This is a genomic window from Hazenella coriacea, assembly GCF_004341825.1.
Taxonomy (GTDB): domain Bacteria; phylum Bacillota; class Bacilli; order Thermoactinomycetales; family Thermoactinomycetaceae; genus Hazenella; species Hazenella coriacea.
In genome coordinates this window covers 272,559-298,707 of the sequence record NZ_SMAG01000002.1, presented here as the reverse complement: position 1 = coordinate 298,707, position 26,149 = coordinate 272,559, and the positions used below count along the sequence as shown (strand labels likewise).

The 26,149-nt window shown below is 39.9% G+C and carries 26 protein-coding genes and 1 pseudogene; 6 read left to right on the top strand and 21 right to left on the bottom strand.

Going from position 1 to position 26,149, the window contains the following annotated elements; all coding sequences use genetic code 11:
• Window positions 1-179 precede the first annotated feature (179 nt).
• A complete protein-coding gene (locus EDD58_RS04755; RefSeq protein ID WP_131923696.1) occupies window positions 180-1,118 on the top strand; it encodes a hypothetical protein in 939 nt (312 codons plus the stop codon).
• A 75-nt stretch (window positions 1,119-1,193) separates the two neighbouring features.
• Here EDD58_RS04755 and EDD58_RS04750 read toward each other — a convergent pair whose 3' ends face one another.
• Both EDD58_RS04750 and EDD58_RS04745 read right to left on the bottom strand, forming a co-directional pair.
• Entirely contained in the window at window positions 1,194-1,799 is a 606-nt protein-coding gene (locus tag EDD58_RS04750) for a class I SAM-dependent methyltransferase (RefSeq protein WP_131923695.1), read from the bottom strand.
• Between the two features lie 152 nt (window positions 1,800-1,951).
• Entirely contained in the window at window positions 1,952-2,479 is a 528-nt protein-coding gene (locus tag EDD58_RS04745) for a hypothetical protein (protein ID WP_207903252.1), read from the bottom strand.
• Between the two features lie 600 nt (window positions 2,480-3,079).
• On the opposite strand from EDD58_RS04745, the gene clpP reads away from it, so the two are divergent.
• Together clpP and EDD58_RS04735 are read left to right on the top strand one after the other, a co-directional pair.
• Window positions 3,080-3,667, top strand: coding sequence for an ATP-dependent Clp endopeptidase proteolytic subunit ClpP (gene clpP / locus EDD58_RS04740; protein ID WP_131923970.1), 588 nt, complete (start codon window positions 3,080-3,082; stop codon window positions 3,665-3,667).
• Between the two features lie 165 nt (window positions 3,668-3,832).
• Window positions 3,833-4,480: a YqaA family protein gene (locus EDD58_RS04735; protein ID WP_243648656.1), complete on the top strand. Its 648-nt coding sequence runs from the start codon at window positions 3,833-3,835 to the stop codon at window positions 4,478-4,480.
• 292 nt (window positions 4,481-4,772) lie between these two features.
• Here the strand turns inward: EDD58_RS04735 and EDD58_RS04730 are convergent, their stop codons facing one another.
• On the bottom strand, window positions 4,773-5,567 hold the full coding sequence (locus tag EDD58_RS04730; protein WP_131923693.1) for a thermonuclease family protein: 795 nt from the start codon (window positions 5,565-5,567) through the stop codon (window positions 4,773-4,775).
• Window positions 5,568-6,029: 462 nt separating this feature from the next.
• Here EDD58_RS04730 and EDD58_RS04725 point away from each other — a divergent pair, with 462 nt between their 5' ends.
• Window positions 6,030-6,533, top strand: coding sequence for a hypothetical protein (locus tag EDD58_RS04725; RefSeq protein ID WP_131923692.1), 504 nt, complete (start codon window positions 6,030-6,032; stop codon window positions 6,531-6,533).
• Between the two features lie 473 nt (window positions 6,534-7,006).
• Here EDD58_RS04725 and EDD58_RS04720 read toward each other — a convergent pair whose 3' ends face one another.
• From EDD58_RS04720 to EDD58_RS04635, 17 genes and pseudogenes are all read right to left on the bottom strand, one after another.
• Entirely contained in the window at window positions 7,007-7,678 is a 672-nt protein-coding gene (locus tag EDD58_RS04720; protein WP_131923691.1) for a hypothetical protein, read from the bottom strand.
• 276 nt (window positions 7,679-7,954) lie between these two features.
• Complete coding sequence (locus tag EDD58_RS04715) at window positions 7,955-8,212, bottom strand: HPr family phosphocarrier protein (protein WP_131923690.1); 258 nt, start codon at window positions 8,210-8,212, stop codon at window positions 7,955-7,957.
• A gap of 26 nt (window positions 8,213-8,238) precedes the next feature.
• Window positions 8,239-9,180: a DNA-binding protein WhiA gene (gene whiA / locus EDD58_RS04710; protein ID WP_131923689.1), complete on the bottom strand. Its 942-nt coding sequence runs from the start codon at window positions 9,178-9,180 to the stop codon at window positions 8,239-8,241.
• Window positions 9,181-9,198: 18 nt separating this feature from the next.
• Window positions 9,199-10,194, bottom strand: coding sequence for a gluconeogenesis factor YvcK family protein (locus EDD58_RS04705; RefSeq protein WP_131923968.1), 996 nt, complete (start codon window positions 10,192-10,194; stop codon window positions 9,199-9,201).
• A gap of 14 nt (window positions 10,195-10,208) precedes the next feature.
• Window positions 10,209-11,090 (bottom strand): RNase adapter RapZ, encoded by an 882-nt coding sequence (rapZ, locus tag EDD58_RS04700; RefSeq protein ID WP_131923688.1) that lies wholly within the window; start codon window positions 11,088-11,090, stop codon window positions 10,209-10,211.
• A 33-nt stretch (window positions 11,091-11,123) separates the two neighbouring features.
• A pseudogene (locus EDD58_RS04695) lies at window positions 11,124-12,019 on the bottom strand (ROK family protein).
• Between the two features lie 421 nt (window positions 12,020-12,440).
• Entirely contained in the window at window positions 12,441-12,755 is a 315-nt protein-coding gene (locus tag EDD58_RS04685) for a thioredoxin family protein (protein ID WP_131923685.1), read from the bottom strand.
• A gap of 2 nt (window positions 12,756-12,757) precedes the next feature.
• The gene (locus EDD58_RS04680; RefSeq protein WP_131923684.1) at window positions 12,758-14,470 is read right to left on the bottom strand and encodes a tetratricopeptide repeat protein; all 1,713 of its coding nucleotides are present in this window, start codon (window positions 14,468-14,470) and stop codon (window positions 12,758-12,760) included.
• A gap of 694 nt (window positions 14,471-15,164) precedes the next feature.
• Window positions 15,165-15,779: a bifunctional phosphoribosyl-AMP cyclohydrolase/phosphoribosyl-ATP diphosphatase HisIE gene (gene hisIE / locus EDD58_RS04675; RefSeq protein WP_131923683.1), complete on the bottom strand. Its 615-nt coding sequence runs from the start codon at window positions 15,777-15,779 to the stop codon at window positions 15,165-15,167.
• A complete protein-coding gene (gene hisF / locus EDD58_RS04670; RefSeq protein WP_131923682.1) occupies window positions 15,776-16,534 on the bottom strand; it encodes an imidazole glycerol phosphate synthase subunit HisF in 759 nt (252 codons plus the stop codon). The genes hisIE and hisF overlap by 4 nt, the downstream gene beginning before the upstream one ends.
• On the bottom strand, window positions 16,531-17,265 hold the full coding sequence (gene hisA, locus EDD58_RS04665) for a 1-(5-phosphoribosyl)-5-[(5-phosphoribosylamino)methylideneamino]imidazole-4-carboxamide isomerase (protein WP_131923681.1): 735 nt from the start codon (window positions 17,263-17,265) through the stop codon (window positions 16,531-16,533). Before hisA ends, hisF begins: the two co-directional genes overlap by 4 nt.
• A gap of 13 nt (window positions 17,266-17,278) precedes the next feature.
• On the bottom strand, window positions 17,279-17,884 hold the full coding sequence (gene hisH, locus EDD58_RS04660; protein WP_131923680.1) for an imidazole glycerol phosphate synthase subunit HisH: 606 nt from the start codon (window positions 17,882-17,884) through the stop codon (window positions 17,279-17,281).
• Window positions 17,881-18,486 carry an imidazoleglycerol-phosphate dehydratase HisB gene (gene hisB, locus EDD58_RS04655; RefSeq protein WP_424321654.1) on the bottom strand — a complete coding sequence of 202 codons (606 nt, stop codon included), beginning with the start codon at window positions 18,484-18,486 and terminating at the stop codon, window positions 17,881-17,883. Before hisB ends, hisH begins: the two co-directional genes overlap by 4 nt.
• Window positions 18,487-18,497: 11 nt before the next feature.
• Window positions 18,498-19,766 carry a histidinol dehydrogenase gene (hisD, locus tag EDD58_RS04650; RefSeq protein WP_424321653.1) on the bottom strand — a complete coding sequence of 423 codons (1,269 nt, stop codon included), beginning with the start codon at window positions 19,764-19,766 and terminating at the stop codon, window positions 18,498-18,500.
• Window positions 19,766-20,404, bottom strand: coding sequence for an ATP phosphoribosyltransferase (gene hisG, locus EDD58_RS04645; RefSeq protein ID WP_131923966.1), 639 nt, complete (start codon window positions 20,402-20,404; stop codon window positions 19,766-19,768). The genes hisD and hisG overlap by 1 nt, the downstream gene beginning before the upstream one ends.
• Entirely contained in the window at window positions 20,401-21,573 is a 1,173-nt protein-coding gene (gene hisZ, locus EDD58_RS04640; RefSeq protein WP_131923678.1) for an ATP phosphoribosyltransferase regulatory subunit, read from the bottom strand. The genes hisG and hisZ overlap by 4 nt, the downstream gene beginning before the upstream one ends.
• An 88-nt stretch (window positions 21,574-21,661) precedes the next feature.
• Window positions 21,662-22,234: a non-canonical purine NTP pyrophosphatase gene (locus EDD58_RS04635; protein WP_165875797.1), complete on the bottom strand. Its 573-nt coding sequence runs from the start codon at window positions 22,232-22,234 to the stop codon at window positions 21,662-21,664.
• Window positions 22,235-22,548: 314 nt separating this feature from the next.
• Between EDD58_RS04635 and EDD58_RS04630 the strand changes: the two genes are divergently transcribed.
• A complete protein-coding gene (locus EDD58_RS04630) occupies window positions 22,549-23,631 on the top strand; it encodes a quinone-dependent dihydroorotate dehydrogenase (RefSeq protein ID WP_131923965.1) in 1,083 nt (360 codons plus the stop codon).
• A 252-nt stretch (window positions 23,632-23,883) separates the two neighbouring features.
• Here EDD58_RS04630 and EDD58_RS04625 read toward each other — a convergent pair whose 3' ends face one another.
• Window positions 23,884-25,266 (bottom strand): NlpC/P60 family protein, encoded by a 1,383-nt coding sequence (locus tag EDD58_RS04625; protein ID WP_131923676.1) that lies wholly within the window; start codon window positions 25,264-25,266, stop codon window positions 23,884-23,886.
• A gap of 480 nt (window positions 25,267-25,746) precedes the next feature.
• Here EDD58_RS04625 and EDD58_RS04620 point away from each other — a divergent pair, with 480 nt between their 5' ends.
• On the top strand, window positions 25,747-26,076 hold the full coding sequence (locus EDD58_RS04620) for a YolD-like family protein (protein WP_131923675.1): 330 nt from the start codon (window positions 25,747-25,749) through the stop codon (window positions 26,074-26,076).
• Window positions 26,077-26,149 lie beyond the last annotated feature (73 nt).

The following is a 26,149-nucleotide window of genomic DNA, read 5'->3' as shown; positions in this document are numbered from 1 at the left end:
AAATTTCTCTTTATGAGTTACAGTTTATGAATGGATACATTTAGAACAACATACCATTTACTCACTGTCCTAAAACGGGAAATTATATATTTATTTTTTTGGCAATAGGGGTTAAATTATAATTTATATGATTTTTCGTTTAGCCTTGCAAATAAATAAATGAACACGGAGGTCAAGCAATGTATCATACTAATGGAGTATCTCGGTTTAATGGATGCTTACTAGTTTTTATCATTCTATCAATCGCCTCTTTTGCAATCCCAGTCTTTCTAGTTATTGGATATGTATTCAACAGTTACTATATAATACTAGCTATTCCTCCACTCCTCTATTTGGTCTTAATTAATATAGCTGGGTATAGATCAATAGGAACTGAACAGGTACAAGCTTATCGGGAGACTACTGAAGGTTTAACATCTTTATCATATTTTCGGAAATCTGGTGGTGCCATTTTTCTCGTCGCATTCTTAGGAGGAGCGGCAGGCGTTTTACTAGGGAGAAGACGTTTTAATTATGGTTTAGAAAGTAAAATGTTTAAATTCGGATTGATTCTCCTGTTATTTCAAAATATCTATGGGTATGCCCAAGTTTTCACATTTTCCCTCGGATTAGGTGCAATATTCGAAAATTACCTTAGAGAAGAATCTCGAAAAGAGGAAGTAGGGAAAGATTGGTTTGCATCCAAAGAAACGGCAGATGGGGTAGTAAAAACAGTCAATACATTTGGAAAAGAATTAGAAAAAGCTCATATCCAAAGGGATATATCTGTATTTACTACCATTAACCGAACAGGATATTTCGCTTCTCAAATCGAAAATAAAATAAACTACCAAGAGACCAAAATAAAAATCAAACTCAAAGAAACTCAAGTTTTTTATGACGAAAGAATTGAGTCTTATGACACAAATCCAAAAAAAATTACGATCCCCGTTAAATTGAAATATCAAGAAATCTATGATCCAAGAGACGGATTTGACTCCGATGCTTATCAATACATAGAATTTTATATGTATTATGATGAAGAAGCAAAAAAATGGACTATTGAACATCTCAATTACTATCCAATAACAATGGAAGATGAGATTACCACTGAACCCATCGTAACAAAGATGAAGTAGCAACAATAACACCTTTTGATATAACAAGTCAAAAGGTGTTTATTTTTAAAAAGTCTATCTCTTGCTTCATCTACACTAACTCTTTTTCAACTGAATAATCCGATAAGCTCCACCTAGTACAGGTTCATCATACACTTTTTCTAAATCCGTTCCTTCCAATATCTCTTCGATCGAGCGATTGATATCTGTACCTAAAGTTTGTGTGAGTACATTTAAGCTCTTACGAAACATCCCTACATGGGTAGGGCTTCTACTAAATTTATCAAAAATCCAAATACTCCCCTCTGACTTTACTACCCTTTGTGCTTCTGACAGAGCTTGTCGAGGGTTTTCGACTACACTTAGGATCAAGTTCAAAAAAATTTTATCAAATGTTTGTGTAGGAAACTCCAAGTTTTCAGCATTCATCACTTTGAGCGTGAGCTGGTGGGTGTCTATGTACGACTCCACCTTATTAAGCATTTCTGGTGTTAAATCAATTCCAGTTATCTCAATATCCTCAGGCATGTGAGGTAAATCGAGACCGGTTCCGATCCCAACGAGTAAGATTTGATCCTTAGGTGCCAATTCTGCAAGTTGAACCTGCTTTTGTCGTGCCGAACGAAACCATGGTTGATCCATGAATCGATCATACACGTGTGCCCAAAGACGATATATTTTTTGATTTCGTCTGTTCTTCATGTGATCTCCTCAATCTAATAGTCATTTGAATAACCACTTCATTATAACATTCATTTGCATGTTTGAATAATGAATAATAAAAAGCCCCCTACAGCAAGAGGACTTCAATCCATTTTTGATAATTAATATGTATGTTCACAATATTATGGTGATTACTCTACATCAATCGGGACACCAGCTAATTGATCATAAAATATTTTGAGGGATTTTTTTGAATTGTTACATTTCTCTTTAACCGATAACAGGTTTTTAAACTCTTCTGGTGAAGTTACCGTTTGGTTGACCCATACCTTTCGTTCATCATAGATGGATGACTGGCATTCTGTTGCAATTACTTGGGCTAGACTTGCTGCGATTGCAAATTGGACTGGTGATTTCTTCTCTTGTATATGAATACATGCCCATGCCCCTGATCCTAGATCCAACTGATTGTGAATAGAGTTAGGTAAATTCACAACAATAAAGCTAACATCATCTTCAGGGACTGTACTTAGACTCATAACATAAAAGGTACTTGGTTCCAAAGTTAAGTCATCATTCACTTCAAACACTTTATTATTTTTCATTTCTTTCACCTGTAAAGGTGGACAACAATTCATTCCTAGTAGCTCTTTACAGGCAATCTCAGTCTTGATGATCAATTCTCCCAAATTCATTAATTTACTTACTTTGACATCCAATCCCATTGTCATTAATCATCAACTCCTTTCTCAGCTATTGCAGTGCTGAGATATTTGTATGATCCAAACTTTCCCTATTACATCACTCAACAGGTGGCATATCGGTAGATTGATTTCATTTCTTTTTTTGTTTTGTGATAAAAACCATTAACTGATTGTGTATGAAATCTTTCTCACTCTTCAAAGAGCAAGAGCATGTCAACATCATATAGAGCAACTTTTGCTTTTAGATCTCTATTACAATCAGTTAAAAACAACGCTAACCAATAGGTTTTAGCTAAGTTTATCTCAAAAAGTCGGATGATTCAATATCATCTAATATACTTTTAAAATCAAATTGTGTGTATGTATATTTTTTTATAAAGTAAATATATTTTCTTGAAATTGTTGCTAAGTTACCTTTATTTAAATCGGTTTTATTTCCTTTTTAAGTGGTAAAATTAGGAAGGCGGGGCGGCGAATTTTTGTACCTACACGCAAAAATAGTTTGACCTTCCTTGACCTTAAGTGTAAAATTAAATGATAAGAGACCTGTTTGACACGGGTTATCTCTATCTGAAAGGGGGATGGGTGATGTCCGAGTTTGGAACACCCACTAACATGAACCTCGTTCCGATGGTTGTCGAACAGACCAATCGTGGCGAACGCTCCTATGATATTTATTCCCGATTACTTAAAGATCGAATTATTTTATTAGGAAGTCCTATAGATGACAATGTGGCCAATGTCATTGTAGCCCAACTGTTATTTCTAGCTTCTGAAGACCCTGATAAAGATATTCATCTTTATATTAATTCACCAGGTGGAAGCATCACTTCGGGTATGGCCATTTTCGATACCATGCAATTTGTTAAACCTGATGTTTCTACAATCTGTATTGGTATGGCTGCATCCATGGGTGCTTTCTTACTAGCTGCTGGAGCAAAAGGAAAGCGGTTTGCCCTACCTAATAGTGAAGTCATGATTCATCAACCACTGGGTGGTGCACAAGGTCAAGCGACAGATATCGAAATTGGTGCCAAACGGATCTTACGAATGCGGGATCATCTCAATCACATGTTGTCTGATTTTACAGGTCAACCACTCGAAAAAGTAGAACAAGATACAGATCGGGACAACTTTATGAGTGCTGATGAAGCACTCCAATACGGATTGATTGACAAAATCATGACTACCTCAAAAAAATAGTTTCCATACATGCAAGTCCATCGAGCTTTATCAACCTTTGGTATATCATACCAAAGGTTTTTTATTGTTTCTTAAAGGAATGTTAATAAAAATGTAAATACGGTTTCTTTTTTATCTTCTCTCACTCATGTATAATGGATTTCATGAAAGGTGGGAGATGTCCCTGTGTCGTTGTTGTTAGCTATGACTCTATTAACACTCCAAGATTTCCTATCATCGTTGAGTAGCTTACTACAAGAATGGACTGACTACTTCCTTGAGTATGGTGCTTGGGGTTTAGGGGCCATTTCATTCATGGAATCGTCTTTCTTTCCGATTCCGCCTGATGTTCTTCTAATCCCAATGGGAATTGCACAGCCTGAGCTTGCTCTATGGTATGCATTCATCACCACTATCACTTCTGTAGCAGGTGCTATACTAGGATGGTGGTTGGGAAATAAATTTGGAAGAAAACTCATGCTTCGCTTTTTCAAGCCTGAATTGATTGAAAAAGTAGAAGGTTACTTTGACCGTTATGGTGGAGCTGCTTTAGCCATTGCCGGTTTTACCCCCATCCCTTACAAAGTTTTTACTATCGCATCTGGAATGTGTAATGTTAAAAAAAGAGATGTCATCCTGTGGTCTTTACTGGGTCGGGGAGGTCGTTTCTTTTTAGAAGCAGCCCTGATCATGTGGCTTGGAAATGCAGCTCAAGAGTTTATCAATGAATATTTTGGGATCATTACCCTTACTGTTGGTGGAATCTTGGTAGTTGGATATATTATCTTTGCTTTAATTAAAAAAAATAAAAAAAAACAATCAAATAGTTTATAGAGAAACAAACGAGTGACTCAAATCATGAGTCGCTCGTTTGTTTTATTGACATTAGAAGGTCATACCTTTGCCATCGATCTCACACATGTGGATCTATAGACAAGTCTATACTAAAGCTATAGGGAATCAGCTGTACGATTTACTAAAAATTAACGTGTGAAAGGAGATTTAAAAATGGAGAAGAATTCCTTTGATAAACAAGACCGCTTCTTATTTTGGGTGATGGTCGTGATTGCAGGAATATTCCTTGTATCCTTCATCAGTCGTCTCTTTAGATAAACCCCCCTGTGCTTTACCAACATCCTTTCGCTTTACTTCGGCGACGTCCCGTATCCTGTACTTCCTGCTCAGTCTCAAAATAAATTCGGTTTTCGGGTTTAATCTGCTCTGCTTCTTTACACTCAATCTTGTGATAAACTTCACTATTCTTAGATGCCACAAAGGGACCCAGATGTTTGGATTCAGGGTCATTCGATTCGATTCCACTTTGTTTTTCTTTATTTTGCTTCACATGTGGTTCAGCCATGACTTCAGGATGAAAACCATCCTTTTGAGCATAATCTTCGATGGACCAAATACCAACTCCCTTTTTCTGAGCTTGCTTTTGAATCGCACGATACTCATCCACATACTTCACATTGGGCTCATAGATATAAGCGACTCGTGCTAATCCTCTTTCCAATAAGGCCTCTTGAACCGACTGATCTCCCACATAAATATAGCCAAGCAGTCTTCCATATTTATCCCGATCTGAAACATCCTTTTCATAAGTGATTTTAGTCCCCTTCGGTAACATCTCCTTCACAAACCTTTTTGCCTCTTGACCAAAAGGTTGTTCTCCTAACTTTGGATGATTTGTTTCAGGAGTATCGATCAGTAAGAAACGGACTGATTCTTTACGCCCTTCGATCTCCACTTTGATCGTATCCCCATCAATCACTTCAATCACTGTAGCCGTTTGCTGAATACCAGTGATCTTTTTGGCAGCTGTTTCCTTGGAATCTACCTCTTCCGAACAACCTCCGAGAAGTAAAAGTCCCACGAGCAAAACAACGACTACACTGATTCTTTGTATGTATTGAACCATTTCAATCCCTCCTCTACTCTCATTGTAACTGAATCCCTACATACCAACGAGTTGATACGCTCATACAAGAAATCTTAGTTTCATTAAATAAATAGTCTAATAACGACTCTTATCGTTTTTTAAAAAGAAAGATTATCTAAGTGTGTGATACTATCAATCCTGTTAGATCATACGATTTACAGAATCCAACACTTTTTGAAAAATATTTAGAGTTATATCTGAATAGAAGTGAAAATCCATTGATTATAAGGAATTTTCTTATGTATTATTATAGTTGCATCTTATTCTTGGGTTACTACCAAGTAATCCGGAGTTTTTGGAGTTTCTTAAATTCTATAACATCACTCTAAGTTTCGGAAAGTGAGAGTCAGTATGAATCATTGTTCCATATTGAAACAGTACTAGCAAAATTAAAAAATGTGGTCATCTTCGTGATCAAACTATCAATGAGGAGGTAAGTATATGAATCTCTTTGGATCCCTGTGGAATCAGAGTAAAAAGCATAAATGGATTGTAATCAGTAGTTTTATAGTCGTACTATTGACTGCTTCTTATCTGGTTATCAGCCAGATCGGGGGCATGTCAGAAGAAGAAGAGATCGCATTACAATTTTATAAAGCCTTATGGGTTGAAGGTAATCGTTCCAAAGCCGAGAGTTATATTGCTCCAGGGTTTTGGGATCAAAAATATGTTAAATGGGTCATAGAAGAAGAAAAAGATCCCAGTCCTAGCTCTCCGGTTCTAATGGTTGAAGAACCAGAAGGTCCAGAATACAAAAGTGAGGATAAGAAATTATTCTATATCTATGAACCTGTAAAAGACAAGATCTATGGGATTTTATTAATTAAGCTTGATGGCAAATGGCAGGTACAAGTGGGAGGTAGATTGGAAGAATTTGATTATGCGTCGTTAAATAGACACTACCCCGGCTTAAAAGAACAATGGAAGGAGTTTCAGTTGCCTTGAAGCATAACAAGTTAGTAACTATCCTGTCGTCACTCTTGTTATTGGTTATTTCTCTTATACATACTACTTGAAGAAAAACATAAGAAGAAAGTTCCTCAACATACGGATCTGAAATCCGGCTAAACTTTTTAAAGAGATAAAGTGGGGGTTGGTATGTTTAGAAAAAAATGTTGCTGTAGTAGGTATAGTAGATGCTGTTGTCAACAGGAAAGCGACTTGTTAGGATGCATAGGATGTTTTTTTCTTATTTTGTTAGTGCTTACGTTTCTTCTTTCTTTCTTATCGCCTTTATGGATGTTAATCGCATGGATATTTAGTTGAGGAGGAATAGTCCTTCTTTCTTATTATAGAAAAACCACTTCTGTCACCATGATCAGAAGTGGTTTTGGCGTTAATTTTGCTTATAGCGATGAGTGGCTACTTTCTTGAAGAACTGATACACCCCTTGCGTATATCAATCAGCCGAGAGTTCTTCATTGATATAGTTGTGTACTTCCAAAGTCTTCTTGTTTTAGCTTTTGCTCTGTCAATACGATACTCCACATTAAGATGAGTTGAGAGACCGAGATGAGTAGAAAGCTATCACACCACAATGCGATTAGACCACCCATAATTGCAACGATGCTCCCCATTAGGAGAATGGGCCATCTTAACTTTTTCCATACCATGATGGCTGCGATGAATAGTGGAATGATCATAAAGAGTGCAGAAAAAGGGAAGTGTGAGTCTGTAGAAGCATAGCGTAGCAATCCATGTGAGGAAATGGGTTCTAGGTGAATCCAGATCACTTCAGTAAAAACCCCTAGTACCGTTATACCAAAAGTATATAGATTAAAAGCGATGCGTATACTCAGGTATTCAGACCACTCTACATCAATCCGACGTAGTATATCTAAGGAGACAAAAACGAGTGTTGGCACAAGGAGTACCTGTAACAAATACCGAAATAAACTGAGAACCTCTAACCATTCCCCTACACCGATCCAATTTCCAATAGATAAAATGATACTATCGTATATGAGTGCTACTAAAATAAAAAGAACCCACGACGTACCCCAAAAAGATGACTCATAAAAGGTACGGAAACTCCAAATAAACAGAACGATATACAACAGGGTAAGCAATGGATAAAGGAACGCGTCCATGTTTTCCTCCGAATTTGGATCCTACAAGTTTTTAGAATTTTTTAAATCAAATAGCTGAGTCTAAGCTCAATCCGTTTTATTTTACCTTATACATATTTTATATAAAAAAAATAGTCTTTGACTACCCAATTTGTTACATGATTTGCACGTTTTCGAGGATATTACATGGACAAACCCAGAATGAAACAAAATCCTGATCAAAAGTAATCTTTCATCTATCGGATCTTACACATGTAGATGTTGATTTCAGTTGATCAGGAAGAAAAGCTGTTACCCTTATTCGGTTTTATTTACAATTTCAGCGAGTGCATGTACAGCCTCTGCTTCATCTGATCCTTCTGCGGTAATCGTAATCTCTGTTCCTCGAGAGACAGCTAAGCTCATGATCCCCATAATGCTTTTTGCATTCACTTTCTTATGTTCTTTGATCACAAAAATATCCGAGGAGAATTTATTTGCTTCCTGAACAAAAAGTGCGGCGGGTCGAGCATGTAGACCTGTCTGTAAATGTACAATCACTTGTTTCTCTACCATCGTTATCCTCCTTGTCCGCCATCTGATCATGAACGGGATTGACGAAGTTTCTTTGCCATTTCTTCGATTTTACGAAAGCGGTGATTAATCGCTGATTTGCTTACTTTTCCACTAGGTATTAACTCTCCTAGTTCTGCTAAGTTAAGTTCTGGATTTTGTAATCTCGTCTCTGCAACCTCTCTTAAACGGTCTGGGAGTTGATCCAAACCGATCTCTTGGTCGATGAGCTGAATATTTTCAATCTGGCGCATAGCTGCTTGAATCGTTTTATTTAAATTCGCTGTCTCACAATTGACTAATCGATTGACAGAGTTACGCATATCCTTCATAATTCGAACGTTTTCAAAATGCAATAAAGAAGGGTGTGCACCGATGATATTCAGAAATTCACCGATTTTATCTCCTTCTTTAATATAGGCAACATACCCTTTTTTTCGCTCAATGATTTTAGCGTGTAAACGATATTGGTTCATTAATTCACATAAAGCTTCACTATGATCATGATAGGTGCTTACAATCTCAAGATGATAAGAGGCACTATCGGGATTATTAACAGATCCACCTGCTAGAAAAGAACCACGCAAATAAGCACGTGTACAACACTCTTTTTCAACCAATCGAGGATCAATGCCATCTACACGTTTCCATGTGTTTGGTTGAAAGATACCCAGATCTGTTAAGATCTCATTTGCTTGGGTTGCGATTCGAATTAAATAGACATGATTCTTTTTTAAACGAACTTTTCTACGTACAAGCACTTCAGGTTGAACTTTGTAGACATGCTTAAGTAAAGAAAACACATGTCGAGCTGTAGATGGGTTTTCCGTAGTGATATCTAAAATAACTCGCTGTGGTTTCAATTGAACCGTTCCATTCATTCGAACCAAAGCTGATAATTCTGCTTTTCGACAACAATCTTCAGCTTCAAACTGTGTAAGCTCTTTCTTGGTTACAGAGGTAAAGGACATTTGATACATCCCTTCTCCCTACCCACTCTGCGATTTTCTTAACTTTTCACGTATCAATCTAAAAATATGACGGCTAATTCGATCGGCATCATGCCGCAATACACTTTGGTAAAGTAATAAATTATCTGCAAGTGCATGGCAACCTAGCTGATGGATCTGATCAATATCTGGAATGACCATCTGCTGATTGCGTTCTGCATATTGTAGTTGAATCGACTGGGGTGGGACTTCATTGTTAATAATAGCAATATCAAATAGGCACTCCCCTACATGCTCATAAATCGTACGAATATGATCACTAGCTGTGAAATGATCCGTTTCACCCAATTGAGTCATCACATTACATATATAGATTTTGCATGCTTGGGAAGCTTGGATCGTTTCACTCATATCTTTAACTAATAAATTAGGAAGAATGCTTGTATATAGACTACCCGGTCCTACAACAATTCCATCCGCTTCCTGAATCGCTTGAATTGCTTCTTCTTGGGGTGAAGGTGCAGGTGGGTGAAGAAATACACGACGAATGAGTTTACCCGTCTTGGGAATTTGTGATTCACCTCGAACAATCGTACCATCCGCCATCTCTGCTAATAATACAACATCTTGTTCACAAGCAGGTAACACACGTCCCCGAACAGCTAAAACACGGCTCATTTCTTTGACAGCTTGAGTAAAATCACCTGTAATTTCTTTCATAGCAGCAAGCATGAGATTACCTAAAGTATGTCCAGCTAAACCTTCCCCATTTTCAAATCGATACTGGAACACACTTTCTAATAATGGTTCTGTATCTGCTAATGCCAACAGCACATTACGAATATCTCCCGGTGGAGGCATTTGTAAATCATTCCGTAATCGCCCTGAGCTTCCCCCATCATCTGCAACAGTGACGATTGCAGTAATGTCAACAGGTAACTTTTTGAGACCTCGAAGAATGACAGAGAGTCCAGTTCCGCCCCCAATACAGACGATCTTGGGGCGTACATGCCCCTTTCTATCGTATTCGTGAATGATAGACACCTTGCTTATCCGCCTTTCTCGATGTCTCGGTGTGTCACTCGGCAGCGTTCTTGTTCTTTAAAGTGATTGTACAAGTATTCAGCAATGGAAACAGACCGGTGTTTTCCACCTGTACAACCGATTCCTACGACCAGTTGTGTTTTTCCTTCACGTCGGTATTGCGGGAATAGGAAAGTGAATAAATCGATCAGCTTTTCGAGAAGCTCTTGGGTCTCCGTCCATTTCATCACATAATTGGAAACATCTATATCTTTGCCTGTTTGTGGTCGTAATGAATCCACATAATGGGGATTAGGTAAAAAACGAACATCAAACACGAGATCCGCATCGATCGGAACCCCATGTTTAAACCCAAACGATAAAAATGTAACAGCCAATCCTAACTGATCCAGTTGTGAAAATCGGGTTCCAATTTTCTCCTTTAATTCATTAGGCTTCAACTGGCTGGTATCTATCACCTGATGAGCTCGCCCTTTAATCTCCTCAAGCAGCTTCCGCTCTTGGATAATTCCATCCAGAGGAGTTCCATAAGGAGAGAGAGGGTGCCTGCGTCTAGTCTCTTTATATCGACGTACCAAGGTCTGGTCATTCGCATCGAGAAACATAATTTGATGCTCGATGCCATGTCTCTGTTCTAAATCATCCAATGCTTTAAAGAGAGAGTTAAAAAATTCGCGACCTCTTAAGTCAATCACCAGTGCTACTTTCCGGAGCTTACCTTCCGATTGTTCAAGTAGCTCAGCAAACTTGGGTAACAAGATCGGAGGTAGGTTATCCACACAAAAAAATCCTAGATCTTCTAAACTTTGCACTGCTACTGTTTTACCTGCGCCGGACATCCCGGTGATGACGACTAGGTTTAATTCATTACTTTTTTCCAAAGTCATCACCCTTATCCTTTCGGTTCCCTCTATTATACATTAGTTTTCCTGCTGCGCAATTAAACGAGCTGCACCTACAAACCCTGCACGGCTTCCTAATTCTGCTGGAATGATTCGCACATCTTTTTGTACACTGTTTTGTGTATACTCTGCATACTTCTCTCGTAATGGCAAAAACAAAGAGTCACCTGCTTTGGATACACCCCCGCCAACAATAAAAAGTGCTGGGTTTAACACAACAGAAAGAGTAGCAAATACTCGTGCCAATGCTTCAATCGCAGGTTGAATCACATGTAAAGCGAGTTCATCCTTTTGCGTAGCTAGTTCAAAGATCTGCTGGGCAGTTAATTGTTTATCTCGATCGAGTAAAATGGATCGCCCCATGGTCATACACTCTTGTGCCCTGTGGACGATCGCAGAAGCCGATGAGAAGGTCTCCAAACAACCTACCTGACCACAGTTACAAACTCGACCTTGTGGATCAATCTGGATATGCCCAATCTCACCCGCAAAGCCGTTCATCCCCCGAATCAACTTTCCTTCTGAGATCAGGCCTCCACCTACTCCCGTTCCCAAAGTGACACAAACCAGATGATTAACTCCAACTCCAGCACCCATCCACGCCTCCCCTAAAGCGGCAACATTCGCATCATTGTCGATGGTGACTGGCTTCTTCCATGCAGTTTGTAATACATCGCAAATGGGGATATCCATCCTAAATTAGTCAGATGTATGATCTTTCCATTTGGAATATCTAAAAAGCCTGGCAAACCGACTCCAATTCCTGTAATTTCATCCCAAGACATCGATACTTGCTCAACCATGTCTCGAACAGATCGAATCAACCGCTGGATCCCCTCAGTCGAACCTTCTTTCCCAAGTGTAGGCTCTTCTCTTTCTTCTAGAATCTTTCCATCTTGATTCACTATCCCCATTTTCATACTTGTACTGCCAAGATCGACTCCGATATATCGTGGATTCATAGTTTTTAAACTCCTCTATCGACAACAATAGTCCACGCTACTCATATAGTTATTAGTTTCTTTATAAGTTTTTAACAGTCCATAAAGGTAAAAACCCTTTGTTCCAATTGATAAAACGGGTTCATCGGAAAAAGGGTTCTAAGCATACTCACGGTTATTACCTTACATGAAGCGTTGAAAAACACTATTTGAAGACTAGAATAACATCTTTCAAGCAGTTGGACAATGAAAGAATAAAGACAAAAAAAAGAACGCGGTACAAGGGATTGTCCGCGTGTCCAAATAGGATCTTATCATCAAAGGGGTCCATTCATTTAATAATATAAATCATTTTTTTAAGAACCCCGTTGCGAATTCGTTAAGCCTATGTTAATTATTTCATACTTGAGAGAAATTCCTCAACTTGCTCTTTGGTTTTAGCATTGCGGCTGGGAAGTCTTCCTACTTCAGTTCCATCTGAAAAGACAATGAAAGTAGGAATGCCTTTTACATTATATTTTTCGGCTACTGCACGCACAGCGTCTACATCCAACTCAGCGAATTCAAAGGAAGAGCTAAATTTTTGCTCAATCGCAGGTAAATCCGGAGCAATCCGTTTGCAATCAATACACCAATCCGCACTGAACTCTACAACTTTTTTGCCCTCTTGAATAAAAGGTTGAAAAGTATCTAAGTTTAACTTCTTCATAGCTATTTCTCCTCTTTCTCTTCTTTCTCTTCGGATTTACGAGTCAATTGATGAATCTCCCGTACTTTCCTTGAAACTGTAGATAAGGAGACATGATATTTATCTGCAACTTGTTGTTGAGTTACTGCTTGTCCTAATTGTTTTAGAACAAAATATTCGAGTGCAGCCGACCAAGCCTCCGCTTTATGAATCTCTGAAACCTGAATCTTACACTGTTGCCAAGTATGTTTGACTAAATCTAGATATTCAGAGTCGTAGGTTCCCAAGTTTTCCAAGCAACACTGCCAGACTGGATCTTCATCTAGATCAGCAAAGCCATCAATCTCTTCGTCGCCCACTTTTATCACCTGATCATGAAGCCAAACTTGGTAGGGAGGAGTCGCTTCTAGGTGTTTTAAAATCAACAACGCTACCTTTTTTAATTCTTCATCCTCTTGTCTACGAAGCAAAAAGTCCCGGAGCAATTGCTCGACTTCTGCATCACCAATCCAACCCAAGACATGTAGAACTTGTAGCTTTGTTGCATAATCACCATGGTGGAGTGCCCAAAAAAAGGAGGAACGGAGAAGAGGATTGTTTTTAATTTTCTCCAACCACTCCTTGTTTGGCTTCATTTGATCCATTTGAAGCATCTGTTCCTCAAATGGAAGATGATAATGATAGCTCACAACAGGTAACGACTCATCCAAACGTTGACTCCACTCTTGTAATTGACCTAGATAAAAGCGTGGGATATCCGAATCAGGATCTAATAGTGCTGCTTTTTTCCAATATTTCTTTGCTTGTTGTAACCGACCTGTATTAAAAGAAGCGGCAGCTGCATAATGATACAAACTAGGCTCCGCTTGTTCCTCCAATTTAGCTAGACGAGTAAATAATTCATATGCAACTTCATGTTCTCCCAAAATCCCCATGGTTGTTGCCAACTTATAGGCATGCTCTTGGTGAAAAGGAACTAATTTTTTAAGTGTGTCGATCAGTTGACAGCTGATCTTCACTTCATTCATATGTTTAGACAGTACAGCCAAATTACACAAGGCATGTAAATTAGACGGTTCCACTTCTAAAACTTCATGAATACACTTCATCGCCTCAGACAAACGGCCCGTATAGTAATAGGCAAGAGCTAAATTATTTCGTGCGGCTAAGAAATCGGGATGTTGTTCAATGAGAGTTTCTAAAATCTCAGTCGCTTGTAAGAAATGTCCTTCTTCTAAATGCTGTCGTGCTTCATCATGTTGTAATAAATAAGATGGAAGTCTTGCTGAAATCGGCTCACGTGGAGGACGACCCAGTTCATAAGCGACCATATATAACATATCTTCAGCTTCAACGGCATATTCGCCCTCAGGATCAAAACTTAAGTAGTCAAGTAAATACTCTTCAGCTAGTTCAAAGTCACCCATATTTGCCGAGTTATTAGCCATATAAAAATAACATTCATAAAGCTTAGGCTCGACTTCGCTAACCACCATTTCCAACACTTCGTTTGACTCTTCAAAGCGACCTAGTTCGGATAAAATTCCAGCTAAGTTGCAATGGTTAACCGGATTATCTGGTTCCTTTTCCATCGCTAATCGGAAATACTTGACAGCTTTGTCATATCGGTGACGATCTAATGAGCGTACGGCACGCTCAAAAAAGAAGCTTGCATCTAATTGAAGATGAACGACTTTTTTATTTTTACTAATCAATCGAATCGGTGTCTTTTTCATATTTTCCCTCCACCCAGCGAGTGAAAGTAAGGGCTGGTGGTTTGGTACTTGTGAAAGTATATCATATTTTGTACAAATTACATACCTGTTCGAAGCTACCCTAATTTGATGACTATGAACAAACAACAAAACAACAAGGTCTGACTCACAATATGCCCTCCTTAGCTTATAATCATTTCATCTGAAAAATTGACTCCCATTAGATACAATTGGGATCCTATAAATACTTTGGCATGGATGTTCCGCAATCCTTTATTTGTAAACACATAGTAAAAAATACTTTATTTTTTTCCTACACATCACCTGCCATGGGACTGGCAAACCTGGACTGTTAGATAATGAATGTGCCGATAGGCAGATGGTCAATCGTGTCGAAATATCCACAGTTAGGAGTTGATCTGTGCACGAAATGTCTTTGTTATAGCAGAAAACCTTGATCTAGGAACTCTGACCAAGGTTTTTGAATCAATTCAATAGTGATCCAGTGGTTGCGATAACATGGATCGCTAGTTGCATACAACTACTCGACTTGAGAAAATCACTTGAATGAAATAGAAAATAGTTTGGCTTGATCCAATGAAGCTAAGAGGGGAGATGATCCTTCTAACGAACAACTTTTGCGAACACGATCTAAGAGAGAGGCAAAGAAATAAACAACCCAATGGAATTAGAATCCATGCTCAGATCAAGTACACTATTCTTTTAGTCTTCCTTTTAATTCATTCATCACGTCATCGATGGGTAACTTCTGCTCTCTGAGCAAAACCAGCAAGTGGTAGAGGAGATCTGCAGTCTCATAACGCAACTCCTCTGGCGAACGGTTTTTAGCAGCAATAATGACTTCTGAAGTCTCTTCCCCAACTTTTTTCAATATCTTATCTAGGCCTTGATCAAAAAGATAGGTGGTATAAGCACCTTCAGGTCGCTCCACTTCCCGTTTAGCTAAGATTGATTCTAATTGGTTGATGACGCTGAAACGATCTGTTGATGAATTTGATACGCCTTGAAAGCAACTTGCATTTCCTAAATGACAGGCAGGTCCATGAGGAATGACTTGAGCCAAAATCGCATCTGCATCACAATCGTAGCTCAGGTGAGTAACTCGCTGGGTATTCCCAGAGGATTCCCCTTTATGCCATAACTTTTGTCGAGAGCGACTATATAACCAAGTCTCGCCCTCTTCCAACGTTTTTTGTAGGGCTTCCTCATTCATGTATGCCAAAGTTAATACATCTTTACTAACCGCATCTTGAATAATCACAGGAATGAGTCCTTGTTCATTAAAATGAATCAATGAAGGGTCGATCATCTCATCTCGAATCCTTTCTCTTTCAACATCGACTTCACTTGTTGAATCGTTACTTCTTGAAAATGAAAGATGGAAGCTGCTAATGCTGCTGATGCATCTGTGTGGGCAAAGACCTCTACAAAATGTTTTCCATTTCCAGCACCACCTGAAGCAATCACAGGTATATTTATTTCCGAGGAAATAAGTTGTGTTAGAGGTAGATCAAATCCATCCTGATGTCCATCTTGATCCATACTTGTGAGGAGAATTTCACCCGCTCCACGTTCTACTACTTCTTTTGCCCAATCTCGTACTTTCCGCTCGGTTTTCGTGGTGCCTCCATGGGTATAAACCCACCAATCTCGTGATTTATGATCATATTTCGCATCAATGGCAATCACCAGACATTGACTTCCAAACCGTCGTGCCCCATCTGTAATCAACTCAGGTTGTAAAATGGCAGCTGTATTGATGGACACTTTATCTGCACCTGCTCGTATCATTTGGTACATGTCTTCAACGGAGCTAATCCCTCCACCCACCGTAAATGGGATTCTTAATTGGGCTGCTGCTTGTTGTACCATCTCCAACATTGTTTTGCGTCCCTCTAATGTAGCAGAAATATCTAGAAAAATAAGTTCATCTGCCCCTTCTTGATCATACAGAGCCGCCAACTCAATCGGGTCACCCGCGTCGCGCAATTGTTCAAAAGAGACGCCTTTGACCACACGTCCGTCTTTAACATCTAAACAAGGGATGATTCTCTTTGTAATCAATAGTGATCGCCCTCCTTTACCATAGATAACGCTTCGTTCAGCTGGATCGTATGCGTATACAAGGCCTTTCCGACAATTGCTCCTGATATCCCATCACGTGCCAATTGTCGTATGTCATCTAGTGAACGAACCCCACCTGAAGCAATCACAGTTTTTCCACATATTTGGGCTACTTGTTTAACCGCTTGAATATTCACTCCCGATAACATCCCGTCTCGAGAAATATCTGTAAAGATAAAGACTTCCGCTCCAAACTCAACCATTTTTAGGGCTAATTCTTCTACAGGAACTTGAGAAGTATGTAACCACCCATGTGTGGCAACCAACCCTTCTCGGGCATCTAGACCAATTGCTATCTGTCCCCTGTATTTCCCCAATGCTTCTCGAACAAATTCAACATCATCTATAGCCGCTGATCCAATAATTACACGCTCAACACCACTTTGTAGGAGGAGTTCTAACCGTTCGAAATCCCTCACTCCACCACCTACTTGAATCTTTGCCTCACAAGCCTGAACCATCTGTTGAATCACAGGCAAATTAACAAGTTCTCCACTGCGAGCAGCATCTAAATCAACTACATGAATCCATTCTGCTCCTGCCTGAATCCATTCTTCAGCCACCCTCACAGGATCATCACTATATATCGTTTCTTGTTGGTAATCACCTTGAGTTAAGCGAACGCATTTACCATTACGGAGATCAATCGCTGGATAAATCGTAAATCCCATATCAACCAACCTCCTAATTTTGAGCCAAACGGGCAAAACGATCTAATAATTGCATACCCAGTTGCCCGCTTTTTTCAGGATGAAATTGCATACCATAAATATTTCCACGTGCAACCACTGCCGTCACTGTTTGATAATAGTCTGTTGTTCCAATCACATCTTCATCATTATCTGCTAGCACTTGGAACGAATGAACAAAATAAACATGACCTTCACTTAAGCCACGGTAAAGGGGATGAGGATGCTTAAAGCTTAACCAGTTCCAACCCATATGCGGGATATTATAATCCCCTTCAAATCGTTTCACATGACCAGAAAGTAAATTTAAGCCTTGGTGGTATCCAAACTCATCACTACTTGTAAATAATAAGTGCATTCCCAAACAAATCCCTAATATCGGTTTTCCTTTCATCGCCTCTTCTTTAATCACAGAAGCAAGATCGCTCATCTCCAACTCACGCATGGCATCACCAAAAGCCCCCACCCCCGGAAGAATCAACCCTGAAGCTTGGCGAATTCGCTCAGGGTCTGAGGTCATCTCACAGGAATAATTCATGCGTTGCAAAGCGTTACTGATGCTCGGTATATTTCCCATTCCATAATCGATGATAGAAATCATGAGAGAACCCCCTTAGAAGAAGGAATCCCTTGAACCCTTGGATCCGTCTGAGTAGCTTCATCTAAGGCTCGACCTAACGCTTTAAATAATGCTTCGATCATATGGTGTGTATTTCGTCCATAATGACAGATGACATGAATCGTGATTTTAGCTTCTAATGCTAGCTTCCAAAAAAATTCATGAACCAACTCTGCCGAAAAAGTACCCACTTGCTGACTGGGAAACTCCGCTCTAAATTCCAGATGTGGACGATTGGATACATCGATGATGACTTGCCCTAGGGCTTCATCCATAGGGACAAAACTATTCCCATAACGGCGGATTCCTTGTTTACTCCCTAGGGCTTCTCGTAAGGCTTGCCCCAAACAGATAGCAATATCCTCAACGGTATGATGATCATCCACCTCAATATCTCCCTTAGCTTGAACTTCAAGATCAAACTGTCCATGCTTGGCAAAGAGATCCAACATATGCTCTAAAAACGGAACACCTGTATGACAAGATATTTTTCCAGTCCCATCTAAATTCCATGTTACTGCAATCTCAGTTTCCAAAGTTTTGCGCGAAATACTACCTATTCTTTGCAAGGTTTGTTCCAAGATATTCACCTTCTTTAATCTTCAGCTAAACGGACTTGAATCGAATTTGCATGAGCATCAAGACCTTCCGCTTGTGCTAATTTGATTACTTTTTGACCATCACGCATCAATGCTTCCCGACTATATGAAATCACACTCGTTTTCTTCATAAAATGACTTACATCTAGAGCAGAGAAAAAGCGAGCTGTTCCATGGGTCGGTAACACATGATTGGGACCTGCAAAATAATCCCCGATGGGTTCAGGGCTATTGGCCCCCAGAAAAACAGCTCCAGCATGCTTCACTTTGGACAAGTAATTCCAAGGTTCTGCAACCATCAATTCGAGGTGTTCAGGGGCTAAACGATTAGAAATCGTAATCGCCTCTTCGACATCCTTAGTCAGACAAATAGCCCCATAATCTTGTAGTGCTGACTGGGCAATCACTTTTCTAGGTAACTGGGCACATTGTTTTTCCAAATGAATGGCAACCTGTTCTGCCAAAGTCACAGAAGGAGTTAGTAGAACCGCCGACGACATTGGATCATGCTCAGCTTGGGAAAGCAGGTCCGCGGCTACATAGATGGGATTGGCTGTCTCATCGGCAATCACCACAATCTCACTCGGACCCGCAATACTATCAATATCAACTTGTCCATATACTTCTTGCTTAGCAAGAGCTACATAAATATTTCCAGGTCCTACCACTTTGTCTACAGCAGGGATGGACGGGGTACCAAAGGCTAGTGCTGCAATCGCCTGAGCTCCACCCACTTTAAAGATCGTATCCACACCTGCAATCCTCGCTGCTACTAAAGTAGGAGCATAGATGGAACCATTCGCCTGAGGTGGTGTTGTCATCACAATCTCTCCCACACCAGCAACCTGGGCGGGAATTGCATTCATCAATACAGATGAGGGATAGGCGGCACTTCCACCAGGAACATAAATCCCCACTTTTTCGAGTGGTTGTATCAGTTGCCCTAAGATCGTTCCATCTGCTTCTGGATCAAACCAAGAATTTTGTTTTTGTTTCTCATGATAGTGACGAATTCGTTGTGCGGCTTCACGAAGGGCTTCTACAAATTCTTCATCTACTTCTGCAAAGGCCGCTTCAATTTCCTCTTCACTCACCTGAAGAATATCTAGTTTCGCACCATCTAGCTGTTCTGTAAATAAAAAAAGCGCTTCGTCTCCCTTAGCTTTTACTTGTGAGATAATGTTTTTCACTGTGGTTCGCTGCGAATCGGATCCATTCTCTATCTCCCTTTTGATTTGAAAGTGCCCTGGGTAAACAATTGGAATCATCCCTGACTTCCTCCTTGAATCGCTGACGTTAAGGACTCTACAAGTGGGTCAATTTTGGGCTGCTTCATACGGAAACTTGCACGATTTGCGATTAGCCTTGAAGTAACAGTGGTAATATGCTCTAACTCGATCAGACCATTTTCTCGCAACGTTTGACCCGTAGAGACAATATCGACAATCCGATCAGCCAATCCGATTAAGGGAGCAAGCTCGATGGAACCGTTTAACCGAATAACTTCTACCTGCTGTCCCTGTTCTTTAAAATATTTTTCAGCAATGTGAGGATATTTAGTTGCGATTCGAGGATAGAGTCGTGGTTTCCAATTAGGCATCCCTGCTACAGCAATCCGACAAGGGCTAATCCTCAAATCAAGAAGTTCGTACACATCACGAGATTCCTCTAACAAAACGTCTTTGCCTACCACACCTAGATCAGCCACTCCATATTCCACATAAGTAGCTACATCCATCGGTTTAGCCAAAAAAAAGGATAGATTCACTTCGGGGAGTTGTACGATTAACTTCCGCGATTGGAGGTCCGATTCGTCGGGAATTGGAAGACCTGATTGTTGAAACAAAGCGATCGCTTCTGTAAAGATTCGTCCTTTTGGCATAGCTATCGTTAAATCTGTCATCTGCATTCTTGCCCTCCTTGGGTTAAATCAACCACACAAACTCCATCCCGTTGACTGAATCCAACCGAGGTATCATGAACTGAACACATCATAACGATTTGCCCTTGTTCCCGTAGTTGCTGAGCCATATGAATCGCTTCTTTTCTTTGCAGGAGATCATATAACAGTAGAGTCCGCTCTTTATCTTTTGGATTTAAAGGACTTGATTCCAATAGAGGGTCCATCTTCAGTGCAAACCCAGTCGCTGGAAGAGGACGACCAAAAAAGTCCATGAGATGATCATAACGACCCCCACTCAATAAGGGGAAGCCCTGTTGATCTGCAAACCCTTCAAAGTAAACCCCTGTGTAATAGTGGAGCCGACCAACTAAGCACAGATCAATCGATAAAAAGGGGGTAACCTCCCCATCGTCCAAACAGTGCCAGATTTCTTCTAGTTGTTGAAGAGCCTCTTGAACTTCAGGCGACTTTGAACGTTTGAACGCCTCCATAGATTTCCAGTCTTGCTTAGGGCGCAAAAGAGAGTGTAGGACCTTTTTACTTCCTTCATCCAACTGGAACTGATCCAACCGTTGACAAAACTGAACGACATCACGATTTCCGAGATCTTCTTTCAACAAGGAGATCCATGTTTCATCAGGCAAATGTTCCCTAAGCAATGCATCTAATAGTGAAACATGACCCAAAGCGATTTTAAAATGGGGAATTTGGCAGGCACGAAGGGCTTCTACTGCTAGAGCAATCACTTCAGCATCCGCTTCAGCATGGGAATCCCCTATCAGTTCGACCCCTGATTGAAAAAACTCCGCATTTCTACCTGCTTCAAATTCCTGGGAACGAAATACATTTGCATGATAGAACAGACGTAATGGTAAGGGTTCATCCTTTAAAACAGAAGCAGCCAGGCGTGCGATCGGTGCAGTTTGGTCTGGACGTAATACCAATGTGCTACCTTCTCGATCGATCAACTTAAACATCTTTGATTCCTCAATCGCACTTGCAAACCCTACTGTGTCGTAGAACTCCAAACTAGGTGTATATACTTCTTGATATCCCCAACGCTCAAACTGAATTTGAACCAGCTCTTGAATCATTCGTTTTTTACGAACCAATAAAGGGGGGAAATCACGGAATCCGGTTGGTTTTTCAAAAGTACGCGGTTTAGTCATTCACTTTCACTCTCCGCCTTCCCTTTAGTATATTAGCAGACTAAAGGATTTCTTTTTTTCCCAGTATACCACCTGATCAATAACTTTACTAGTTTTGAATCATTTCCTTTTTGAGCCACTTCGCCATCTTCTCTAACGCTCTTCGCCGATAAGAGTAGACTAGCTTTTCTTCCAAAGACATCTGTTGTAACACTCTTGTATCTCCTTGGGGAATGAAAGCAGGGTCATAGGGAAATGAATGATTTTCATCCTGAATCGATGTTAACGGCTCAATCAAGTGTCCGTATGTTCTACCCATAAATGTTTGTATATGTCCATCCCAATAAACAGAGACCGCCCCTTCAAACCAAGCCTCTCTAGATTCATCCTTGAGTAGTTTTTCTAATCCTCGATATCCTAAGCGGTGAAAGATTCGTTTGGACAAGACTCCAGGAAATTGGGGGTATGCAGTAAAGTATATTCCTGCATCATCCACCATAATCCGCTCATATCCATGTTTCATTGCTTGTTGAAGTTTCGTCCGTGCAATCTCTTCAACTGTTCCTGTATCAGGTTCCACCATCGGAACTTGTACACCCACAACTTCATATCCTAAAGGTGCTAATACCTGATTGGCTTCTTCAATCTTCCCTTGATTTTGTGTTGCAAAGTAAATGTTCATTGAATTCCCCTCCGACTGCCTCACCAACATTAGCTTGATAAAACTTTTCTGATATGGTTTCAAAATCATCTTAACACTTCTTTATATCATTAACTCCAATTGAGCAAAACCACTTAAGTGAATTAGAAATGAAGTGGTTTGATTGAATGAACCATAAAAAAAGAGTTAAATTCATCCGACTTGTGAGAAGGAGAACCCTTTCCTCGCCTGATACTCGATTTATCCCTTTAGTTAAAGTTAGATTTTCCTGATCATAAAGATATAATAGTATCAAAGACTTATAAGTTTATACAGGAAGCAGGAAGACAACTATGATTTACTCCTCTTTACGTTCGGTGCTTTTTAAAATGAATCCAGAAATAGCTCATGATTGGACAATCCGTAGTCTAAAATTGATGCAGTCAACCCCTGGCATGACCTCTTTGTATCATTCTTGGATGGGTGTGCGTGATGCTCGCCTTATCTCAAAACGATGGGGAATCACCTTTCCTAATCCAGTAGGACTGGCAGCAGGCTTTGATAAACATGCCACAGTTTATCCTGCACTAGCTTCACTTGGATTTGGATTTGTTGAAGTAGGAACTTTAACCCCACGCCCTCAACCCGGAAATCCCTTACCTCGTCTATTTCGCTTACCCGAAGATCAAGCGTTGATCAATCGGATGGGCTTTAATAACCATGGAGTGGAACAAGCAAAAATGTCACTAGAACGTTTAAAAAAGCCCTCCATCCCTTTGGGGATTAATCTCGGCAAAAATAAGGACACTCCCAATCAGATCGCTGCCTCAGACTATCAAAAGGGGCTCTCTACCCTATATCCCTATGGGGATTATTTTGTAATCAATATCAGCTCTCCAAATACACAAGGATTACGGGACTTGCAACATGTAGAATCCTTACAGCAATTGATCACAGACATTCTGTCAACTCGAAGTCAACTAGTTGAAAAATATCAACAACATAAGCCTATTTTAGTCAAGGTGGCTCCTGATTTGTCCAAAGAAGCATTGACAGATATCATCCAAGTTGCTCATCAGATGAAAGTAGATGGGATTATTGCCACCAACACAACCCTATCCCGAGATCATTTGCACTCCCAACATCAACAAGAAACGGGTGGTCTTAGTGGTCGTCCGCTCTCTCAACGATCTACAGATTTTATCCGTCACATCTATCAGTTAACACAAGGAAATCTTCCGATTATGGGTGTGGGAGGCATTTTCACCGGAACAGATGCTTACGAAAAAATTCGGGCAGGCGCCAGTTTAATACAAGTTTACACAGGTATGATGTATCGGGGTCCTTCCATCGCTAAATTTATCAATCAAGAACTGCTCGCCCTTTTAGAAAAAGACCAACTCTCTTCCATCGACGAAGCAGTCGGACTCGATGCATAAACGGGTTTCGTTGCGGAAAAATCCCTTTTCACAAGCCAAAATAAATAGGCAAAAAACAACATCATTTGATCTTCGCTACTTAAAAGAGCGAAGATCAGGTTAAGGATCCCTACTAACCAGTAATCTATTTTTAGATTTCAGACACGATTAAATAACCTTAGCCCAGTACAATACCGAGCTAAGGTTATTTAAACAAATAAATTAGGAGTTTTTTAAATCTGTCTTCTTGACAGGGATCAAGAACAAATCTATTTACATTCCAATGCGATAAGCCGTTTGAAGATTTGCTTTCTTTTTCAATTCCGCTGTCAGGGGTTTATATATGATCCCAGATGAGGTGGCTTGAATCATCGTATCAGCGTCCACATAAAAAGCAATAAAGTTGACATCGCCATCTTGATTCGTGTCAAAGAAAAGGAGGTCCCCTGGCTTAGCATCGGACAATGGGATCGGATGTCCTTGTGCCTGTTGTATATTCATATATTTGGACATTCCAACATATTGATCATAAAATACTCTTTGCACGAACTTGGCCGAGTTCGGAGTTATCATTCTTGGTTGACCGTTCTCATCACGTTGAATATCTTCAATCTCCGTTTGGTTCAAATAACTTATAGCTGTCTTTATTACTTCTTCATTGAGTGGTAGTGATCCCTTGAGATCCAGGATGCGCTTCCCTTTAACGAATGCATGGTTCCAATACGAAGAAGACTTGAATGGCGTATAGGTAACTCCTTGCGAAACCGTGTTGTGGAGCAATTTGTCTTCGTTAATATAAATGGCTACATGAGTGATGTTCCCATCGTGATCATGATCGAAAAAGACAAGGTCTCCTGTTTTCAATTGGTCCCTTGGTGTGTCCACACCGACTTTAGACATGCCATTTGCTGTAGATGGTAAGGAAATTCCATAATCCCCAAACACTTTACCTACAAATTGAGCAGCAGATGAAAACGAAGTTTTATTTAGGCGATATTCATCCCCCTTTGAGATAATTTGCTTTTGGGTCACATTCGGCAACGTCTCATTAATCATTCGTTTTACAACTACGATGTTGCTTTTCCGTTTATCGTTGAAGTAAGTGTAATTGACTCCATAGGCTTCTGTCGCATGAAGTAAGGTATGTTCATTAATGTAGATGGCCACATGGTGTATTTTCTCCACATTGGGCGTTTCCACCTCATTGTCAAAGAAAATGAGGTCTCCTTTTTTCAACGATGATTTAATGTTATCGAAGTTCAGCCGTTCTCCTTTGGGCTTCACTGTTCCAGCTCCGATGAACTCTTCTGGATGTGACACAGCCGCGATGGTAACCCCTTGTGTAGACTGCTCCCTCGAGTTGCGTTTCAAATTAATCCCATTCTCTCCAAAAACCCGTTGAGTAAATGAAGAGCAATCAAAGTAACGATTGGTTTCACTATAGGGGCCAGTCCCCCATTTATAGGGCGTACCGATATATTGATCAGACGCATTCAGTACATCATTCACTTTCGAAAGGGATGGTAGCGTTGCTTGTGAAGTTACCATCTCTTCTCGTCCCAAGTAATTTATTTCCGTTGCATGGGCAGTGCTTGCATGGACTCCAACAAACAATGAGGGAGCAAGGACTAACGATAAAGCCTTCTTGATCCGCAATTTTCTCCTCCTTAATCAACCCATATCATTATGGTTGATTTTTAAAGTTTTCAATAAACTGATTTCGAAAATAGGAACAACCTATACAATAAGTATACCGCAAAAATGGGTGTCTATATATTTAAAACCAATGGAGTTTTTTTGTTATTAACAAAATTATATACTTGAACACTCCCACCACCTACACCTTTGAACCTTCATTTTCTGCCTCGTTTTCATTAACTCTTGATCCATACTATTTAATATTGCGCTCTAGTTTTTTACTGACTATGATCCAAACGCAAATCTCTCAGGCAGAGAAGGTCGACAAGTTGTTAAAAATAAACACTTGAATACGAACATGTATTCGTATATGATATGGGACAAGGAGGTGATTTACCTGCTACAGGTGAGTCCACAAGTAGAAGATCTGGATCTCACTACATTCAACCTTAGAAGTGGCTTCATAGATTTAGATGAAGAGTAGCAGGTGTAGACAAGATGAGCGCAATCGATTTTCAAAGATGGTTTGATAAACAGTGTCGTTCAATCCTCCCACAACAGGAAGAAACACCAGCTAATTCGAAGATAAAAAGTTACCATCCTCCCGTCGTGGACGACGATCAATTGGAATATATGAGCTTTCTTTTAGAAGAAGCTCACGAATTAAATAGAGCGGTTTTAGTTACTTATGCCGGTCGCTATTCCCCTCTGCAATTTTATGGACGAGTTGCCAAAGTCCATCCTTATGAGGGTTGGATCATTCTCGCTAATGGGGAACTCCGCAAAAAAATCAGTTATTCTCGGCTCATGGATGTTGATTGGATGTAATCCTTATCCAAATGTAAATCCATCTTACTTTGAGATAGTAAGTGAAATCTTCTTTCATGAGCAAACTCCGCTC

What these genes read in the sequence shown, in the direction of transcription:
- EDD58_RS04755 (WP_131923696.1), top strand. Translation starts at nt 180, where the DNA reads ATGTATCATACTAATGGAGTATCTCGGTTTAATGGATGCTTACTAGTT.
- EDD58_RS04750 (WP_131923695.1), bottom strand. Translation starts at nt 1,799, where the DNA reads ATGAAGAACAGACGAAATCAAAAAATATATCGTCTTTGGGCACACGTG.
- clpP (WP_131923970.1), top strand. Translation starts at nt 3,080, where the DNA reads ATGAACCTCGTTCCGATGGTTGTCGAACAGACCAATCGTGGCGAACGC.
- EDD58_RS04730 (WP_131923693.1), bottom strand. Translation starts at nt 5,567, where the DNA reads ATGGTTCAATACATACAAAGAATCAGTGTAGTCGTTGTTTTGCTCGTG.
- EDD58_RS04725 (WP_131923692.1), top strand. Translation starts at nt 6,030, where the DNA reads ATGAATCTCTTTGGATCCCTGTGGAATCAGAGTAAAAAGCATAAATGG.
- EDD58_RS04720 (WP_131923691.1), bottom strand. Translation starts at nt 7,678, where the DNA reads ATGGACGCGTTCCTTTATCCATTGCTTACCCTGTTGTATATCGTTCTG.
- EDD58_RS04715 (WP_131923690.1), bottom strand. Translation starts at nt 8,212, where the DNA reads ATGGTAGAGAAACAAGTGATTGTACATTTACAGACAGGTCTACATGCT.
- whiA (WP_131923689.1), bottom strand. Translation starts at nt 9,180, where the DNA reads ATGTCCTTTACCTCTGTAACCAAGAAAGAGCTTACACAGTTTGAAGCT.
- rapZ (WP_131923688.1), bottom strand. Translation starts at nt 11,090, where the DNA reads ATGACTTTGGAAAAAAGTAATGAATTAAACCTAGTCGTCATCACCGGG.
- EDD58_RS04685 (WP_131923685.1), bottom strand. Translation starts at nt 12,755, where the DNA reads ATGAAGAAGTTAAACTTAGATACTTTTCAACCTTTTATTCAAGAGGGC.
- EDD58_RS04680 (WP_131923684.1), bottom strand. Translation starts at nt 14,470, where the DNA reads ATGAAAAAGACACCGATTCGATTGATTAGTAAAAATAAAAAAGTCGTT.
- hisIE (WP_131923683.1), bottom strand. Translation starts at nt 15,779, where the DNA reads ATGATCGACCCTTCATTGATTCATTTTAATGAACAAGGACTCATTCCT.
- hisA (WP_131923681.1), bottom strand. Translation starts at nt 17,265, where the DNA reads ATGGGATTTACGATTTATCCAGCGATTGATCTCCGTAATGGTAAATGC.
- hisH (WP_131923680.1), bottom strand. Translation starts at nt 17,884, where the DNA reads ATGATTTCTATCATCGATTATGGAATGGGAAATATACCGAGCATCAGT.
- hisG (WP_131923966.1), bottom strand. Translation starts at nt 20,404, where the DNA reads ATGACAGATTTAACGATAGCTATGCCAAAAGGACGAATCTTTACAGAA.
- hisZ (WP_131923678.1), bottom strand. Translation starts at nt 21,573, where the DNA reads ATGACTAAACCGCGTACTTTTGAAAAACCAACCGGATTCCGTGATTTC.
- EDD58_RS04635 (WP_165875797.1), bottom strand. Translation starts at nt 22,234, where the DNA reads ATGAACATTTACTTTGCAACACAAAATCAAGGGAAGATTGAAGAAGCC.
- EDD58_RS04620 (WP_131923675.1), top strand. Translation starts at nt 25,747, where the DNA reads ATGAGCGCAATCGATTTTCAAAGATGGTTTGATAAACAGTGTCGTTCA.